We start from the raw sequence: 17554 nt of genomic DNA on the forward strand, positions 1-17554 counted from the left end.
GACGTGCACCCAGTCGGCGCCCTGGTCCTCGATGGCGCGGATCTCGCGGCCGAAGTCGGCGAAATCGGCAGAGAGGATCGAGGGGGCGATTTTCAGGGATCGGTCGAAGGTCATGGCGGGGCTCCGTGCATCCGGGGTGGTTTGCGTATTTGGGGAAAGATGAAGGGGCGGGGCGGTCACTCGGCGGCCTGGTGCAGCCGCTTGTCCACGTCGAGGCCGCCGCGGAAGACGCGGGAGGCGCGCAGGTCGGCCTCGGTGATGGTCGAGAGGGCCTCGGCGTCGAGCGGGCCCGTCGCCTCCTTGAACAGGCGGTTGGCCTGGCGCAGGCGCGCGCGGTCGAGCGCGTTGCGGATCGAGCGGGCGTTGGCGAAATGCGGCTGGGCGCGGCGGCGGGAGATGTAGTCGGCCATGGCGCTGCGGGCGCCCGCGTCGAAGTGGTAGTTCTGAGCGCCGAGCATGGTCTCCGAGATGTGCAGCAGCTCGGCGTCGTCGTAGTCGGGGAACTCGATGTGGTGCGCGATGCGCGAGCGGAAGCCGGGGTTGCTTTCGAAGAAGCGGTCCATGCGGTCGGCGTAGCCGGCGAGGATCACGACGAGGTCGTCGCGGTTGTTTTCCATGACCTGCAGCAGGATCTCGATGGCCTCCTGCCCGTAGTCGCGTTCGTTCTCGGGGCGGTAGAGGTAGTAGGCCTCGTCGATGAAGAGCACGCCGCCCATGGCCTTCTTCAGCACCTCCTTGGTCTTGGGCGCGGTGTGGCCGATGTACTGGCCCACGAGGTCGTCGCGGGTGACGGTGACGAGGTGGCCCTTGCGGACGTAGCCGAGGCGGTGGAGCAGGTCGGCCATCCTGAGCGCCACGGTGGTCTTGCCGGTGCCGGGGTTGCCGGTGAAGCTCATGTGCAGGGTGGGTGTCTCGGTCGCGAGGCCCATCCGGCGGCGGGCCTGGTCGACCAGCAGCAGGGCCGCGGTCTCGCGGATGCGGGCCTTGACCGGAGCGAGGCCGATCAGCGTGTCGTCGAGCTCGGCCAGCACCTCGCGCACGCCGCTTTCCTCGAAGGCGGCGGCGAGATCGACGGTGGTCGGCCGGTCCTGGTCCTGGCCGGGGGCGGTGTCGGAATGCGGGGTCGCGTCGGTCATCTGGGGCTCCGTTGGCGGAAGGCGAGGGGCCGGCGCCCGGCCGGGAGGGTGCCGGGCGCCGGCGCAGTGCGCGGGCTCAGGCGTAGCGGCGGCCTTCGGGTTCGCGCACGGCGTAGCTTTCGATGGTGTAGCGGACGATGCGGCCCTCGCCTTCCTGGCGGACGACGCGGAAGCCGGGCTCGTCCGCAGGACGGTTCACGATGAAGCTCATGCGGATCGACTCCCAGCCGGCGGTGCTGTCGAAGGCGATGACGCGGATGTACTTGCCGCCGTGTTCCTTGCGGCACTCGTTGACCTCGAAGACCACGGCGGCGGCATCGGGATTGTCGAACATCGGGTGCCCCCACATCTCCCAGTAGGTGTTCCGGGGGTGCGGGTCGTCGGTGTATTCCACCGACACGGCCCAGCCCTGGTCGATGGCGTATTGCGCCTGGGCGCGGATGTCGTCGTCGGTGAGGTCGGGCAGGAAGCTGAACTGGCCTTGTCTCAGTCGCATGGGATGTCTCCTTGGATGGATGCGCGCCGCTTCGGGGCGGACGCGAGAGGGGGCGGGGGGAGAGGGCGCTCTCCCCCCCTTGGATCAGGCCGAGACCTCGGGGGTGGGCGCGAAGTCGGGCGCGTCGGTCGAGGCGTAGTCGAAGGTCACGTCCTTCCAGGTCTCGAGCGCCTGCTTGAGCGGCGTGCAGGTCTGCGCCGCGTCGCGCAGGATGTCCGACCCCTCGTTCCAGATGTCGCGCCCGGCGTTGCGCGCGAAGACCATTGCCTCGAGCGCCACGCGGTTGGCGGTGGCGCCGGCCTCGATCCCGTGCGGGTGGCCGATGGTGCCGCCGCCGAACTGCAGCACCACGTCCTCTCCGAGGTAGGTGAGCAGCTGGTGCATCTGGCCGGCGTGGATGCCGCCCGAGGCCACCGGCATCATCTTGTTGAGCGAGGCCCAGTCCTGGTCGAAGAACACCCCGTTCTCCAGCGCCATCGGGTTATATTCCTCGCGGAAGATGTCGTAGTAACCCTTGGTGGTGGCCGGGTCGCCCTCGAGCTTGCCCACCACGGTGCCCGCGTGCAGGTGGTCGACGCCGGCGAGGCGCATCCACTTGGCGATGACGCGGAAGCTGACGCCGTGAGAGCGCTGGCGGGTGTAGGTCGAATGGCCCGCGCGGTGCAGGTGCAGGATCATGTCGTTGTCCCGCGCCCATTTCGCCATCGACTGGATCGCGGTGTAGCCGATCACGAGGTCGATCATGATGATGACCGATCCGAGCGACTTGGCGAACTCGGCGCGGGCGTACATCTCCTCCATCGTTCCGGCGGTGATGTTCAGATACGTCCCCTTCACCTCGCCGGTCGCGGCCGAAGCGCGGTTCACCGCCTCCATGCAGTAGAGGAAGCGGTCGCGCCAGTGCATGAAGGGCTGCGAGTTGATGTTCTCGTCGTCCTTGGTGAAGTCGAGCCCGCCCTTCAGCGCCTCGTAGACCACGCGGCCGTAGTTGCGCCCCGAGAGGCCGAGCTTGGGCTTCACCGTCGCCCCCAGCAGGGGCCGCCCGTAGGCGTTGAGCCTTTCGCGTTCCACCACGATGCCGGTGGCGGGGCCCTGGAAGGTCTTCACGTAGGCCACGGGCAGGCGCATGTCCTCGAGCCGCAGGGCCTTCAGCGGCTTGAAGCCGAAGACGTTGCCGATGATCGAGGCCGTCAGGTTGGCGATCGAGCCCGGTTCGAAGAGGTCCAGGTCGTAGGCGATGTAGGCGAAGAACTCGCCCGGCGAGTTGGGCACCGGGTCCACCCGGTAGGCCTTGGCGCGGTACTTGTCGCAGGCGGTGAGCCGGTCGGTCCAGACCACCGTCCAGGTCGCGGTGGACGACTCGCCCGCCACGGCGGCGGCGGCCTCGATCTCGTCCACACCGTCCTGGGGGGTGATCCGGAAGAGCGCGATGATGTCGGTGTCGCTCGGGGTGTAATCCGGCTCCCAGTAGCCCATCTGGGCGTATTTCATCACGCCCGCGCTGTAGCGCTTCTTGGCGTCCGTCACGGTCTTTGCGTTGTCCAGCATGGTCTTTCTCCTCCTCGGGGGTCAGGCGGCCCGGGCCGCGGAAATGGCCGGGTCGAGGGCGCCGCTGGCGTAGCGGGCGGCCATCTCGTCCAGCGAAACGGGGGTGATGCGGCCGGCCTGTCCGGCGGTGCCGAAGCGCTCGAAGCGGTCGCGGCAGAGCTTTTCCAATTCGTCCATCGCGGGCTTCATGAACTTGCGCGGGTCGAACTCCTCGGGCCTCTCGGCGGCGACCTTGCGGAACTGTCCGGTCATCGCCATGCGGCAGTCGGTGTCGATGTTCACCTTGCGCACGCCCATGCGGATGCCCTTCTCGATCTCCTCGACGGGCACGCCCCAGGTCTGGGGCATGTGCCCGCCGTGGGCGTTGATGAGATCCTGCAGGTACTGCGGCACCGAGCTCGATCCGTGCATCACGAGGTGGGTGTCCGGCAGCTTGTCGTGGATCGCGGCGATGGTGGACATCGACAGGATCTCGCCGTCGGGCTGGCGGGTGAACTTGTAGGCCCCGTGCGAGGTGCCGCAGGCGATGGCGAGCGCGTCGCAGCGGGTGCGCATGACGAAGTCCACCGCCTGGTCCGGGTCGGTCAGCAGCTGGTCCTGGCTCAGCTTGCCCTCGGCGCCCGAACCGTCCTCGGCCGCGGCCTCGCCGCTTTCCAGCGAGCCCAGAACGCCCAGCTCGCCCTCGACGCTGGCACCGACCGCGTGGGCGGCGCGGGTGACCCGGGCGGTGATGTCGACGTTGTAGTCGTAGGAGGCCGGCGTCTTCATGTCCTCTTCCAGCGAGCCGTCCATCATCACCGAGGTGAAGCCGTGGCGGATTGCCGAGAGGCAGGTGGCATCGTTGTTGCCGTGGTCCTGGTGCAGCACGATGTGGTTGCGGGGGAACATCTCGGCGAGCGCCTCGACCATGTGGCGCAGCATGATGTCGCCCGCGTAGGACCGGGCGCCGCGGCTGGCCTGCAGGATCACCGGGGCGTCGCAGGCCTCGGCCGCGCGCATGATCGCGAGCCCCTGTTCCATGTCGTTGATGTTGAAGGCGGGCACGCCGTAGCCCTCCTCGGCGGCGTGATCCAGCAGTTGTCTCAGCGTGATGAGTGCCATAGTCCTCTCCTCCTCAGGGCCTCTCAGGCGTCTTCCAGGGACGCGGGCGTGCCCGCGTCGATGAGCTGACCCATCGCGACGGCCGTGTCGGCCATGCGGTTGGAAAAGCCCCATTCGTTGTCGTACCAGGACAGGATCCGCACCATCCGGCCGCCCATCACCTTGGTCTGGTCCATGTGGAAGACCGAGCTGTTCGGGTCGTGGTTGAAATCCGTCGAGACCAGCGGCGCTTCGGTGTAGCCCAGCACGCCCCTGAGCGGCCCGTCGGCGGCGGCGCGGATCCCGGCGTTGATCTCCTCGACATCGGTGTCGCGGGCCGCCTCGAAGGTCAGGTCGACGACCGAGACATTGGGCGTGGGCACCCGGATCGCGACGCCGTCGAGCTTGCCGTTCAGCTCGGGCAGGACGAGGCCCACCGCCTTGGCGGCCCCGGTCGAGGTCGGGATCATCGACAGGCCCGCCGCGCGGGCGCGGTAGAGATCCTTGTGCATGGTATCCAGCGTCGGCTGGTCGCCGGTGTAGCTGTGGATCGTGGTCATGAAGCCTTTCTCGATGCCGACCGCGTCATTCAGCGCCTTGGCCACCGGCGAGAGGCAGTTCGTCGTGCAGGAGGCGTTCGAGACGACGTGATCCTGTGCCGTGAGGGCGTCGTCGTTGACGCCGAAGACCACCGTGCGGTCGGCGCCGCTGGCCGGCGCCGAGACCAGCACGCGGGCCGAGCCGTTCTCGAGATGTGCCGCCGCGGTCTCGCGCGTGGTGAAGAGGCCGGTGCATTCCAGCGCCACGTCGACGCCCTGCCAGGGCAGGTCCCTGGGGTCGCGGATGGCCGTCACCCTGATCGGGCCGGTGCCCGCGTCGATGGTGTCGCCGCTGACCGTGACCTCGCCCGGGAAGCGGCCGTGCACGCTGTCGTAGCGCAGCAGGTGGGCGTTGGTCTCGACCGGGCCGAGATCGTTGATCGCGACCACCTCGATGTCGCTGCGCCCCGATTCCGTGATGGCGCGCAGGACGTTGCGTCCGATGCGGCCGAAGCCGTTGATGGCAACCCTGACTGTCATTGATGTCCCTCTTTCTGCGTGAGTTGCTTGGCCGTGTCGGCGACGGCCTCGGCCGTGATGCCGAAATGGCGGTAGAGATCCGGGGCGGGCGCCGAGGCGCCGAAGCCGGTCATGCCGACGAAGCCGTCGCCGGGCCGCAGCACCAGGTCCCAGCCCTGCCGGATGGCGGCCTCGATCCCGATGCGGGGCGCGTCGCCGAGAATGGCCTCGCGGGCGGCGGCGCCTTGCGCCTCGAAAAGCTCGAAGCAGGGGGCCGAGACGACGGCGGCGCTGATGCCCTGGGTCTCGAGCCGCTCGGCCGCCTCCATCGCGAGCGAGACCTCGGAGCCGGTGGCGATGAGCGTCACGTCGCGCCGGGGCACGTCGCGCAGCACGTAGGCGCCGCGCGCGGTGAGGTTGGCGTCGGTGTGCCGGGTGCGCAGCGTCGGAAGCCCCTGCCGCGAGAGCGCCAGCACCGAGGGGGTCCCGGTCTGCTCCATGGCCACCTGCCAGGCCTCGGCGGTCTCGATGGCGTCGGCGGGGCGGAAGACCAGCATGTTCGGCATGGCGCGCAGGCTGGCCAGCGTCTCGACCGGCTGGTGCGTGGGGCCGTCCTCGCCCAGCCCGATGCTGTCGTGGGTCATGACGTAGGTGACGGGCAGGCCCATCAGCGCCGAGAGCCGCATGGCGGGGCGGGCGTAGTCGGCGAAGACCAGGAAGGTGCCGCCGTAGGGCTTCAGCCCGCCGTGCAGCGCGATGCCGTTCATCGCCGCCGCCATGCCGTGTTCGCGGATGCCGTAGTGGACGTAGTTGCCGGTGTGGTCCGGGGGCGTGACCGGGGTCATGCCCTTGGTCTTCGTGTTGTTCGAGCCGGTGAGGTCGGCCGAGCCGCCGACGGTGTTGGGCAGCGTGCCGTTGACCACCTCGAGCGCCATTTCCGAGGCCTTGCGGGTGGCGACCTTGGGCGCATCCGCGCTGATGCGGTGCTTGTAGGCGGTGATCGCTGCGTCGAGCGCGGCGCGATCCACCGGGCCATGCGCGGCGCGGAAGGTATCGGCGTGGTGGCTCTGCGACAGGCGGCGGGCCCAGGCCTCGCGCGCGTCGGCACCGCGGCGGGCGACGGCCTTCCAGGCATCGTAGACCTGCTGCGGGATCTCGAAGGGCGCGTGGCTCCATCCGAGCGCCTCGCGGGTGGCGGCGATCTCGTCGTCGCCAAGCGGTGCGCCATGCACAGCGTGGGTGCCCTGCATCGTCGGCGCTCCGAAGCCGATCACGGTGCGGCAGGCGATCATCGAGGGGCGGTCGTCGGCGCGGGCTGCCTCGATGGCGGCCGCCACGGCCTCCTTGTCGTGGCCGTCGACCGCCTGGACGTGCCAGCCGGCGGCGGCAAAGCGGGCGGGCTGGTCGGTCGAGGTCGACAGCTCCGTGCCGCCGTCGATGGTGATGCCGTTGTCGTCCCAGAAGACGATAAGGCGGCCCAGCTTCTGGTGCCCGGCGAGGTCGATGGCCTCGTGGCTGATGCCCTCCATCAGGCAGCCGTCGCCGGCGATGACGTAGGTGTAATGGTCCACGAGGTCGCTGCCGAAGCGCGCGGCCAGCATCCGCTCTGCCAGCGCCATGCCCACGGCGGTCGAGATCCCCTGGCCGAGCGGGCCGGTCGTTGTCTCGATCCCCTTGGCGTGGCCGTATTCGGGGTGCCCGGCGGTGCGCGCGCCCAGCTGCCGGAAGGCCTTCAGCTGCGACATCGGCATGTCGTCGTAGCCCAGCAGGTGGTTCACCGCGTAGACCAGCATGGAGCCGTGCCCTGCGCTCATCACGAAGCGGTCGCGGTCGGGCCAGCGGTGATCGCGCGGGTCGATGCGCATGAAGCGGTTGAAGAGCACCGTGGCCACGTCGGCCATGCCCATGGGCGCGCCGGGGTGGCCCGAGTTGGCGGCCTGCACGGCGTCCATGGCGAGGGCGCGGATGGCATTGGCCATCAGGTCCTCGGCGGTGGCGGAAACGGGGGATTGCACGTTCATGTCGGGGGCTCCCTGTCAGGCGCGTCTGGATTCGTGGACGAGGCGCTGGACCATCGGCGTGAAGATCAGCTGCATGGCGAGGTCCATCTTGCCGCCGGGGATCACGATGGAATTGGCCCGGCTCATCCAGGAGTTCTGGATCATCGAGGTGAGATACGGAAAATCGATGCCGCGCGGGTTCTTGAAGCGGATGACCACGAGGCTCTCGTCGGCGGTGGGGATCCAGCGGGCGATGAAGGGGTCCGAGGTGTCGACCACCGGCACGCGCTGGAAGTTCACGTCGGTCTGGACGAACTGCGGGCAGATGCAGTGCACGTAGGCGTGCATCCGGCGCAGGATCGTGTCGGTCACGGCCTCGGTCGTGTAGCCCCGGCTGGCCTTGTCGCGGTGGATCTTCTGGATCCATTCCAGGTTGATGACCGGGACCACGCCGATCTTGAGGTCGGCCAGCGCCGCGAGGTTGACCTCGTCGTTGGCGACCGCGCCGTGCAGGCCCTCGTAGAACAGCAGGTCGCTGTCCTCCTCGAAGCTTTCCCAGTCGGTGAAGAGCCCCGGCGCGGTGCCGTAGCGCGCCGCCTCGGCGTCATCGTGGACGTAGTGGCGGGTCTTGCCGGTGCCGGTCTCGCCGTAGGTGCGGAAGATGTCCTCGAGCTTTCCCAGCTCGTTGGCGTCGTAGGAGAAGTGGGAAAAGGTCTCGTCCCCGGCGGCCTTGCGGCTTTCCAGCTCGGCCTTCATGTCGGCGCGGTTGTAGCGGTGGAAGGCGTCGCCCTCGATGCTGACGGCCGAGATGCCCTCGCGGCGGAAGATCTGGTCGAAGGTGGCCTTGACCGTGGTGGTGCCCGCGCCCGAGGAGCCGGTGACGGAGATGATGGGGTGTTTCTTGCTCATGGGTCCTGGTGCTTTTGCCGGGGTCAGACGCGGAAGAGGCCGCGGTGGCCGAAGAGGGCGGAGACCTCGTGCTCGGGCAGGTCGTGGTAGGCGGCGACGTGGTCGACCTTGACGGCCGAGCCGAAGACGAAGGGGGTGCGGGCGTGCAGGCTGCCGGCCTGCAGGTCGAGGATGGCGGTGTTGCCATCGGTGGCGCGGCCGCCGGCCTGCTCGACGAGCATGGCGATGGGCGCGCATTCGTAGACCATGCGCAGGCGGCCCTGGGCGTAGCCTGGGCGGTCGTCCTGCGGGTAGAGGAAGATGCCGCCGCGCATCAGGATGCGGTGCGTCTCGGCCACCAGCGAGGCGATCCAGCGCATGTTGAAGTTCTTGTCCCGCGGCCCCTCGGCGCCGGCGAGGCAGTCGTCGATGTAGGCGCGCACCGGCTTGGACCAGTGGCGGTAGTTCGAGGCGTTGATCGCGAATTCCGAGCTTTCGGCCGGGATGCGGCGGGTGGTGTCGAGCAGGGTGAAGCGCGCGGTCTCGGGGTCGAGAACGTAGCTCTGGACGCCGGCACCGAAGCTGACCAGCATCATGCACTGCGGCCCGTAGATGACGTAGCCCGCCGCGATCTGCGCGCGGCCGGGGGCGAGGAAGGTGGCCTCGGGGCCTTCCTCGGCCTCGCGCAGCGAGAAGATCGTGCCGATCGAGACGTTGGTCGCGATGTTGGACGAGCCGTCGAGCGGGTCGATGGCGAGCGCCAGCGTGCCCTGCGGGTCGAGCTCGGTCACGTCGTCCTGCTCTTCCGAGGCGTACCAGCGCACGCCGGTGCCGCGCAGCGCCTCGGCGAAGGCGCGGTCCGCGATCACGTCCAGCGCCTTCTGCGCGTCGCCGTCGGCATTGCCGCCGACGTGGGCGTCGAGACCGCCCTCGAGAGGGCCGCGGGCGATTCGCCGGGCCAGGTCGCGGGCCACGCGGCCCAGGGCCTCCATGGTCGGGCGCAGACGGGCCGGGATCGGCGCATCGGGGGAATAGGGGTTCGCGTCGGTCATCAAGGCCTCCTCCTCCTCGACGGGTGACTGGGCCTTGATCTTCCCGAAACGGGGCGTTTATAAAATTTAAAAAATGTGAGAACGATTTCGGAAAAATTGAATGAATATTCTCAATTCTCTGACGCTGAAACAGCTGCGCGCGCTGGAAGCCGTTGAAAGAACAGGGTCAATTTCGCGGGCGGCCGAGGAGCTGGGGTTGAGCGCCCCGGCGGTGCACAGCCAGCTGAAGGCCCTGGATGCGACCTTTGGCTGTGCCATGCTGTCGCGGGCCGGGACCGGCCGGTTCACCGCCACGGCCGAGGGCGCGGTGCTTCTGCAGGCCTGGGAGAAGGCCGACGCGGGCTTCCGGCTGGCGCTGCGGCGAATCGATTCGCTGCAGAAGGGGCTGGCCGGGATGGTGGTCCTCGGCGTGGTCTCGACCGGCAAGTATTTCGCGCCCGGGATCGTGGCCCGCCTGCGCGAGGCCTGCCCCGAGATCGAGATCCTGCTGCGCATCGGCAACCGCGACGAGATCATCGCCGCGCTGCAGGACGGGGCGCTGGATCTCGCGATCATGGGGCGGCCGCCGCGCGACCCGCCGCTCGAGACGCTGGCCATGGGGCCGCATCCGCACGTGCTGATCGCGCCGCCCGGGCACCCGCTGGCCGATGGTCGCGAACTGACCGCGCAGGACGTGCTGTCGGAGACCATCCTGATGCGCGAGCAGGGCTCGGGGACGCGGATCCTCGCGACGCGCTTCCTCGACCGGCTGGGCGAGGGGCTGCCCTATGCCCGCAGCGAGATGGGCACCAACGAGACGATCAAGCAGGCGGTGATCGCGGGGCTGGGGCTGGCGCTGATCTCGTATCACACGGTGGTGGAGGAGCTGCGCAGCGGGCGGCTGGTCTCGCTCGACCTGCCGGGGCTGCCGATCATGCGGCACTGGTTCCTGCTGCACCGCGCCGACAGCGAACCCACGGCCGCGACGCGCACGGTGCGCGATTTCATCGCCGCCGAGCGCGACAGTTTCCTGCCCGCCTGGCCCCCGGAGTGAGGCAGGTTCCCCCTCCGGAAATTCCCGGGCTCAGCGCCGGGCGCGGTGGAGGGGGCCCATGAGGAAAGGCGTCATGTAGATCGGCACCTGATAGCAGCCGATGAAGAGCAGCAGCTGGTCGGTGATCTCGGGCGGCAGCGCCACGAGGAAGAGCGCGATGTTGCGGTTGCCGGCGGCGATCGAGAGCGCGGGCCGCGCCGGCCCCGCGCCGCCCCGGCGCAGGGCGAGCGCGGTCGCCAGCTGCGGCCCGAGGTTTGCCGCCAGCGCCAGCGCGAGCCAGAAGACGAGCCGCCAGGGCGTCTCGGTCAGGGCAGGGCGCACCGCCGCCATCAGGCCCAGGACCATGACCGCCATGGTCAGCGCCGAGAGCCCGTCGATGCGGCGCAGGGTCCGGTCCGAGGGCGCCTTGAGCAGGCTCAGCCGCAGGGCAAAGGCCGCCGCTGCCGCAAGCGCGATGGTCCCCAGCAGCCGCAGCACCGAGGCCGTGACCAGCGCAGGGTCGCCCAGGGCGGGCAACAGGCGGAAGACCGGAATCACCGTCAGCGGCAGCAGCGCCGTGCCGAGGATCAGCAGCCGCAGCGCCGGGGCCGGATCACCCCCCACGAGCATCGTGAGGTTGGGGCTGCCGGCCAACGGCGAGCCTGCCAGCACGAGGACCACCGCCAGCGCCGCGGGGCTGTCCAGCCAGCCTGCGGCCGCGGCCACGCCCAGCACCGCCAGCGGCAGCACGAGCTGGCCCGCCAGCACCGCGAACGCCGTGCCGCGCAGGTCTCCGAGCGCGCCGAGCGCATGGCGCGGCCCGATGCGCAGCGCCGCGAGGAAGAGCATCAGCGCCACCAGCTCGGGCAGCCAGGGCCGCACGTGGACCGCCGCACCGGGCAGGGCGACCCCTGCCACCAGCGCGACGATCAGCAGCCAGCGCGCATGGCGGGCGCAGGCTGTCAGCAGGCTCACGCGCGTGGGCTCATCCGCCGGGCCGCTGGCGGATGTTGTCGGGCAGCCAGGTCGCGAGCTCGGGGAAGGCGATGAGGACAAAGACCATGACCACCATGATCGCGAACATCGGCAGCGCCGCACGGGCGATGAAGTTCATCTCGTGGTGCGTCATGCCCTGCAGCACGAAGAGGTTGAAGCCGATGGGCGGCGTGATCTGCGCCATTTCGACCACCACGACGATGAAGATGCCGAACCAGATGAGGTCGATCCCCTGCGCGCGGATCATCGGCTCGACCACCGCCATGGTCAGCACCACCGAGGAGATCCCGTCGAGGAAGCAGCCCAGCACGATGTAGAAGACGAGCAGCGCCATGAGCAGCTCGAACCGGCTGAGTTCCCAGCTCGCGATCAGGTCGGCCAGTCCGCGCGGGATGCCGGTGAAGCCCATCGACAGCGACAGGAAGGCTGCGCCCGCGAGGATCAGCGCGATCATGGCAGAGGTGCGCACCGCGCCCATCAGGCTCTCGGTGAAGGTGTGCCACGTGAGCGAGCCCTGCGCCGCCGCCAGCACCATCGAGCCGATGACGCCGAAGGCCGCCGCTTCGGTCGCGGTGGCGTAGCCCATGTACATCGAGCCGATCACCACGAGGATCAGGCAGATCACCGGGATCAGGAAGCGCGAGTTCCAGAGCTTTTCGCGGATGGTCATGTGCGGCTCGGGCGTGGGCGCGAAGTTCCTCGAGGTGAAGGACATCACCGCGACGTAGCCCATGAACATCAGCGCCAGCACGAGGCCGGGCACGACGCCTGCCATGAAGAGCTTGGTGATGCTCTCGTTGATCGTGACGCCGTAGACGATGAGGGTCAGCGAGGGCGGGATCATCAGGCCCAGCGTCGCCGCGCCCGCGAGCGTGCCGATGACCATGGTCTCGGGGTAGTTGCGCTTGCGCAGTTCGGGGATCGACATCTTGCCGACCGTGGTCAGTGTCGCGGCCGAGGAGCCCGAGACCGCCGCGAAGACCGTGCAGCCCACGATGTTGGTATGCACGAGGCCCCCCGGCAGCCGCGCCATCCAGGGGCTGAGCCCGCGGAACATGTCCTCGGACAATCGTGTTCGGAAGAGGACCTCGCCCATCCATATGAAGAGCGGCAGTGCCGTCAGCGTCCAGGACGAGGTCGAGGACCAGACCTTTGTTATCATCGCGTCCCCCGCGGGGCGCGAGGTGAAGAGTTCCATGCCGACATAGGCCACGCCCATGAGCGCGAGGCCCACCCAGACGCCGGAGCCCAGCAGCAGGAAGAGCACGAAGAGGAAGAGGGCGATGGGGATCAGTTGTTCCATGTCACTCTCCCTGGCTCTGGTCGACGAGATCGGCGGTGATGCCGTGCGAGCCGGTCACGATCAGCCGCACGAGGTGATCCCAGAAGGCCACCGCCAGCAGCACCGTGCCGATCGACATCGAGATCTGCGGGATCCAGATCGGCGTCGCGTCGAGGCCCTGGCTCAGCTCGTCCCAGCGCCACGAGATGTAGTTGCCCTTGATCCCGTACCAGGCGAACCAGGTGCAGATCACGGCGCCGATCCCGAAGCACCAGACCTCGCCCCACCAGCGATGGCGGCCAAGCGCGGTCAGCAGGATCGACACGCGGATGTGGGCGCCGTGGTTCAGCGCATAGGCGAAGGCGAAGAACGAGGCCGCCGCCATGCAGTAGCCCGCGTAGTCCGTCGCGCCCGGGAAGACCTGGCCGGTCCAGCGCGCCACCATCTGCGCCACGATCAGAACGAGGATCGCCACGAGGAAGACCGAGGCGATAATGCCGCCGATCCAGTATAGGGTATCGAGGATGCGCCGGAGCGCGCGCGCCGCTGCCATGGGATCGTCCTTGTGCTGTCTTGGGGGCCGGCCGTGCCGGAGATGCCGCGCTGCGGCCGTGCCGTGGCGCCCTCCCCCGCAGGGGGGAGGGCCGGGAAGGGGGCGTGGGTGCCCCTCCTGTCGTTATTCGCCGCGGTATTCCTCGACGATGGCGGTGCCGGCCTCGCCCGCGGTCTCGAGCCACTCGGAGGTCATGGTCTCGCCGATCTCCTTGAGTTCGCTCATCAGCTCGTCGCCGGCGCGTTCGACGGTCATGCCGTTCTCCTTGAGCCCGTCCAGCGTGAACTGGGTGTACTCCTTGGAGCGCTCGAGGCCCGTTTCGGCGGCGGTGGTGGCGCAGTCTTCCATCACCGACTTGGCCTCGTCCGAAAGGCCATCCCAGGCGTCGGCATTGACGAAGACCGCGTTGCGCGGAAGCCAGGCGTCGACCTCGTAGAAGTTCGACAGGTGCTCCCAGACCTTGCGGTCATAGCCCGTGGCGCCCGAGGAGATGAAGCTCTCGGCGACGCCGGTGGCCAGCGCCTGGCTCAGCTCGGCGGCCTCGACCTGCACCGGCAGCATGCCGGTCAGCTCGGCCATGCGCGCCGTCGCGGTCGAGTAGGAGCGGAACTTGACCCCCTCGAGGTCGGCGACCGACGAGATCGGCTTGTTCATGTAGAGGCCCTGCGGCGGCCACGGCACCGAGTAGAGGTAGTGCAGGTTGTCCTCGGCCAGCGCGTCCGAGACGTAGGGTTCGGCGATGCCCCAGAGCTTTTCGTGCTGATCGAAGGAGGAGACCAGGAAGGGGATCGAGTCGACGCCGTAGAGCGGGTTCTCGTTCTGGTGCGCCGAGAGCAGGCGCTCGCCGATGTTGGCCTGGCCGGTCATCACCGCGCGCTTGATCTCGGCCCCGCCGAAGAGCGAGCCCGAGGGGTGCGTGACGATTTCCAGCTCGCCGCCGGTGCCTTCGGTCACGCAGGTGGCGAACTCGGCGCCGACCTCGGAGTGGAAGTTGGTGGCGGCATAGGCCATGGGCATGTCCCAGGTCTCGGCCTGGGCGGCCCCCGCCATGGTGGCAAGCGCGGCGCCTGCCATGAGGATCTGCTTGGTCGTCATCTTCTGTCTCCCTGAGTGTTTGTAGGCAAATGTTTTTCTTTGCTCGTGCCTCATTGAAAACGCGAAGGGGCGTATGGCGCAAGATCGATGTTGGGCGCGCGCCCCGCGATCAGCTGCGAAAGGATGCGCCCGGTCTTGGGGCCGCCCGTCAAACCGACATGATCGTGGCCGAAACCCAGGAAGGCGCCCTTCGCGGCCGGGGCCTCGCCGATGAGGGGCAGGGAATCGGCGACCGAGGGGCGGTGGCCCATCCATTCGACTTTCTTCTCCCAGGTGATGCCGGGAATCGCCGCGCGGATGTTGCGCTCCAGCAGCTCGAAGGGCGCACGCGAGGGCGGCGCGTCGAGCCCGCCCAGCTCGACGATGCCCGCGAGCCGCAGCCGGCCCTCCATCGGCGTCGCGACGAACTTGCCGCTCGCGATCATCACCGGCGAGCGTGGCATGACCGAGGCGCCGTAGAGCTCGAGGTGATAGCCGCGTTCGCTCTCGAGCGGGACGTCGATGCCCAGCTTCGCGGCCAGCGGCTTGGACCAGACACCGGCGGTCAGCACGGCGGCGTCGCAGGCGATGGTTTCGCCCGCCCGCGCGGACGCCGGTGACCCGGCCGTTCTCGCGCACCACGTCGGTGACCTCGGCTTTGAGGATGCGCGCGCCCTGCGCCTCGGCATGGGCGGCGAGGTCCTTGACGTAGCGGCCCGGGTCGGCGATGCGCCCGTGCCCCGGGAAGCGCGCCGCGAAGCTGAGCTGCGGGCCGAAGGCCGGGTCGTAGGCCTTGAAGGCCTCGCCCTCGAGTTCTTCCCACTCGAAGCCCGCCTCGCGGCGCAGCGAGAAGCCGAAGGCATCGCCCTCGTAGGCGGCGCGGTCGTTGTAGACGAAGACGTAGTCGGCCGGGACGATCCATTTCTCCGCGCCGGTGCCCGTCGCCAGCGCCTGGTGGTCGTTGAGGCTGTCGCCGATGATCGGCGTTGCCGCCTGCGCCCGCTTGCGCGCCGCCTCGGCGTTGGCCTGGGCCATGTAGCGGCGCAGCCAGGGCAGCAGGCGCGGCAGGTAGCCCCATTTCATGAAGAGCGGCTGGTTCGGGTCCATCAGCATCTTCGGCGCCTTCGTCCAGAGCCCGGGGCCCGGCACCGGCACCACCGAGCAGGAGGCCAGCACGCCGCCGTTGCCGTGGCTCGCGCCTTCGCCGGGGCCGGCCTTGTCGATCAGCACAACCTCGTGCCCGTCGCGCTGCAGCCAGATCGCCGTGGAGACCCCCACGATGCCCGCGCCGATCACCGCCACCGTCTTCGTCATGTCGTCGTCACTCCCTCATGGTGGCGCCGTGCCATCGCGTATTTTTCGAGCCGCTCGACCGAGGGCACCGCGCCCAGCCCCGGGCCGTCCGGCAGGACGACCGCGCCGTCGTGCACCGGGAAGGGCGTCTCGAGGATGTCCTCGGCCAGGAAATAGGCGGCCTGGTAGAACTCGCAGCCGAGCGTGATCTCGGGCGTCGCCGCGATCATCTGCGCTCCGGCGAGATGCGCAAGCCCGGTTTCGAACATGTCGCCACCGTAGGCGCCGAGGCCCGCCGCGCCGGCCATGCGGGCGACCTCCTGCGCGCGCATCAGTCCGCCCGCCTTCATGATCTTGACCGAGACGCCGTCGGCGATCCCCTCGCGCAGGGCGCGGGTCATGTCCTCGGGGCCGAAGACGCTTTCGTCGGCGATGAGCGGCACGTCCGAGATCTCGCGCAGGCGGCGCATCGCCTCCCAGGCCTGCGCGGGCACGGGCTGTTCGATGAAGTCGGGCGCGAAGCCGGCCACGTCGCGCACGCGGGCCGGGGCCTCGAGCGGGTCGAGACCCTGGTTGTAGTCCACGCGGATGCGCATCTCGGGATAGTCGGCACGGATGCGTTCCAGCCGCATCAGGTCGAAGGCATGGTCGCGGAAGCCCGTCTTGAGCTTGACGACCCACGCCATCGGCGCGCAGGCGTTCGAGGAGCCGCAGGTCGGTGTCGAAATCCGGATCCGCGATGGAGCACGAGAGCGGGATCGTGGCCCGCGCCTCGCCGCCGAGGAAGGCGCGCAGGGGCTGGCCGGTGAGCCGCCCCGCGAGGTCGAGCAGCGCGGTGTCGAGCGCCGCCTTGGCCTCGGTCGCGTGGGCGACGGCCTTCTGCGCCTGTGCCATGATCTTGGGCCGGTCGATGACTCGGGCGCCCAGCGCCAGCGGGCGCAGGTAGCGGTCGAGCGCGGCGAAGCTGGCCTCGGGCGAGCCGGTGAAGACCGCCCAGGGCGAAGCCTCGCCCCAGCCTTCGGTGCCGTCCTCGGCGGTCAGCCGCAGCACGACGACCTCGACCGCGCCCGCGACCGAGCCGATGCCGTGATCGCGCCGCGCCGTCACCGGGAGCGAGAGGTGCCAGAGGTCGAAGCGCGTGATCCGTTGCGCGAGGGCGCCCGCCGCGTCGGGAAATGTCATGCCGGTCTCGTTCGTGTGCAAACGTTGTGGCGGAGGCTTGCACAGCGCTTGCGGCAAGGCAATGGCGCGGGGCCGGTCGGGCCCGGGCGGCGCCGCGATTGCCGCGGCAGAGGGCAGGTGGAGCGCTCTCGCCTTTTCGCGGGAGCGCGGTCTATGGTGCCGCCCAAAGGAAAGGATACCCGTATGAGCTTTGTCGTTCCCCCGCTCGAGACCCCGTCGCTGGCCGTCGCCGGCAGCGAGGACCGCTTCCCTGTGCGGCGCATCTTCTGTGTCGGCCGCAACTATGCCGCGCATGCCCGCGAGATGGGCAACGACGACCGCGAACCGCCGTTTTTCTTCACCAAGCCCGCCGATGCCGTGATCGCGGGCGGCGAGACGGCGCCCTATCCGCCACAGACCGAGGACCTGCACTACGAGGCCGAGCTGGTCGTCGCCATCGGCACCGGCGGGCGCGACATCCCCGAGGCGCAGGCGCTGGAGCATGTCTGGGGCTACGCGCTGGGCAACGACCTGACGCGGCGCGACCTGCAGGCGGTGGCCAAGAAGATGGGCCGCCCCTGGGACCTCGCGAAGGGCTTCGACAGCTCGGCGGTGCTGGGGCCGGTGCACCCGGTGGCCGAGGTGGGCCACCCCGCGCGCGGCAGCATCCGCAGCAGCGTGAACGGCGAGGTGCGGCAGGATGGCGACCTCTCCGAGATGATCTGGTCGGTGCCCGAGGTGATCGCCTTCCTGTCGCAGAGCGTCGCGCTGCGGCCGGGCGACCTGGTGATGACCGGCACCCCGGCGGGCGTGGGCAAGCTGGAGCCCGGCGACGACTGCACGGTCGAGATCGAGGGGCTCGGGCGCATGGTGACGCCGATCGGCCCGCGCAGCTGAGCCCCGGGGCGCGCGGGTCGCCGCGCGC

The 17554-nt window shown here is 69.5% G+C and carries 15 protein-coding genes and 3 pseudogenes; 2 read left to right on the top strand and 16 right to left on the bottom strand.

Annotated elements, in window-relative coordinates; genetic code table 11:
* The 9 genes and pseudogenes from SALMUC_RS29060 to SALMUC_RS17145 form a co-directional block, all read right to left on the bottom strand.
* A pseudogene (locus tag SALMUC_RS29060) lies at positions 1 to 114 on the bottom strand (ribulose-phosphate 3-epimerase); the annotation flags it as partial.
* 62 nt (positions 115 to 176) lie between these two features.
* Positions 177 to 1136: a CbbX protein gene (gene cbbX, locus SALMUC_RS17110; RefSeq protein ID WP_020040614.1), complete on the bottom strand. Its 960-nt coding sequence runs from the start codon at positions 1134 to 1136 to the stop codon at positions 177 to 179.
* 76 nt (positions 1137 to 1212) lie between these two features.
* The gene (locus SALMUC_RS17115; protein ID WP_020040615.1) at positions 1213 to 1632 is read right to left on the bottom strand and encodes a ribulose bisphosphate carboxylase small subunit; all 420 of its coding nucleotides are present in this window, start codon (positions 1630 to 1632) and stop codon (positions 1213 to 1215) included.
* A gap of 84 nt (positions 1633 to 1716) precedes the next feature.
* Positions 1717 to 3180 (bottom strand): form I ribulose bisphosphate carboxylase large subunit, encoded by a 1464-nt coding sequence (locus SALMUC_RS17120; protein ID WP_020040616.1) that lies wholly within the window; start codon positions 3178 to 3180, stop codon positions 1717 to 1719.
* Positions 3181 to 3201: 21 nt separating this feature from the next.
* The gene (gene fba / locus SALMUC_RS17125) at positions 3202 to 4281 is read right to left on the bottom strand and encodes a class II fructose-bisphosphate aldolase (RefSeq protein ID WP_020040617.1); all 1080 of its coding nucleotides are present in this window, start codon (positions 4279 to 4281) and stop codon (positions 3202 to 3204) included.
* Between the two features lie 23 nt (positions 4282 to 4304).
* Positions 4305 to 5339, bottom strand: a complete 1035-nt coding sequence (gene gap / locus SALMUC_RS17130; RefSeq protein WP_020040618.1) for a type I glyceraldehyde-3-phosphate dehydrogenase — start codon at positions 5337 to 5339, stop codon at positions 4305 to 4307.
* The gene (gene tkt, locus SALMUC_RS17135) at positions 5336 to 7339 is read right to left on the bottom strand and encodes a transketolase (protein ID WP_020040619.1); all 2004 of its coding nucleotides are present in this window, start codon (positions 7337 to 7339) and stop codon (positions 5336 to 5338) included. The genes gap and tkt overlap by 4 nt, the downstream gene beginning before the upstream one ends.
* 15 nt (positions 7340 to 7354) lie before the next feature.
* Complete coding sequence (locus tag SALMUC_RS17140; protein WP_020040620.1) at positions 7355 to 8227, bottom strand: phosphoribulokinase; 873 nt, start codon at positions 8225 to 8227, stop codon at positions 7355 to 7357.
* Positions 8228 to 8250: 23 nt separating this feature from the next.
* Positions 8251 to 9258, bottom strand: a complete 1008-nt coding sequence (locus SALMUC_RS17145; RefSeq protein WP_020040621.1) for a class 1 fructose-bisphosphatase — start codon at positions 9256 to 9258, stop codon at positions 8251 to 8253.
* A 100-nt stretch (positions 9259 to 9358) separates the two neighbouring features.
* Here SALMUC_RS17145 and cbbR point away from each other — a divergent pair, with 100 nt between their 5' ends.
* Positions 9359 to 10291 carry a LysR family regulator CbbR gene (gene cbbR / locus SALMUC_RS17150; RefSeq protein ID WP_021120552.1) on the top strand — a complete coding sequence of 311 codons (933 nt, stop codon included), beginning with the start codon at positions 9359 to 9361 and terminating at the stop codon, positions 10289 to 10291.
* Between the two features lie 30 nt (positions 10292 to 10321).
* Here the strand turns inward: cbbR and SALMUC_RS17155 are convergent, their stop codons facing one another.
* The 7 genes and pseudogenes from SALMUC_RS17155 to SALMUC_RS31710 form a co-directional block, all read right to left on the bottom strand.
* The gene (locus tag SALMUC_RS17155) at positions 10322 to 11245 is read right to left on the bottom strand and encodes a hypothetical protein (RefSeq protein ID WP_020040623.1); all 924 of its coding nucleotides are present in this window, start codon (positions 11243 to 11245) and stop codon (positions 10322 to 10324) included.
* A 10-nt stretch (positions 11246 to 11255) separates the two neighbouring features.
* A complete protein-coding gene (locus tag SALMUC_RS17160) occupies positions 11256 to 12569 on the bottom strand; it encodes a TRAP transporter large permease (protein WP_020040624.1) in 1314 nt (437 codons plus the stop codon).
* Between the two features lies 1 nt (position 12570).
* Positions 12571 to 13101, bottom strand: a complete 531-nt coding sequence (locus SALMUC_RS17165; RefSeq protein ID WP_020040625.1) for a TRAP transporter small permease — start codon at positions 13099 to 13101, stop codon at positions 12571 to 12573.
* Between the two features lie 123 nt (positions 13102 to 13224).
* Positions 13225 to 14196 (bottom strand): TRAP transporter substrate-binding protein, encoded by a 972-nt coding sequence (locus SALMUC_RS17170; RefSeq protein WP_020040626.1) that lies wholly within the window; start codon positions 14194 to 14196, stop codon positions 13225 to 13227.
* A 50-nt stretch (positions 14197 to 14246) separates the two neighbouring features.
* Positions 14247 to 15489: pseudogene (locus SALMUC_RS17175) on the bottom strand (NAD(P)/FAD-dependent oxidoreductase).
* Positions 15486 to 16154 carry an enolase C-terminal domain-like protein gene (locus SALMUC_RS31205; protein WP_021120554.1) on the bottom strand — a complete coding sequence of 223 codons (669 nt, stop codon included), beginning with the start codon at positions 16152 to 16154 and terminating at the stop codon, positions 15486 to 15488. Before SALMUC_RS31205 ends, SALMUC_RS17175 begins: the two are co-directional and overlap by 4 nt.
* Before the next feature lie 151 nt (positions 16155 to 16305).
* Positions 16306 to 16944, bottom strand: a pseudogene (locus SALMUC_RS31710) (hypothetical protein); the annotation flags it as partial.
* On the opposite strand from SALMUC_RS31710, the gene SALMUC_RS17185 reads away from it, so the two are divergent.
* Positions 16834 to 17526, top strand: a complete 693-nt coding sequence (locus tag SALMUC_RS17185) for a fumarylacetoacetate hydrolase family protein (protein WP_020040629.1) — start codon at positions 16834 to 16836, stop codon at positions 17524 to 17526. The pseudogene SALMUC_RS31710 and the gene SALMUC_RS17185 sit on opposite strands and share 111 nt — an antisense overlap.
* The last annotated feature ends 28 nt before the right edge of the window (positions 17527 to 17554 follow it).

This window comes from Salipiger mucosus DSM 16094, assembly GCF_000442255.1.
GTDB classification, from domain to species: domain Bacteria; phylum Pseudomonadota; class Alphaproteobacteria; order Rhodobacterales; family Rhodobacteraceae; genus Salipiger; species Salipiger mucosus.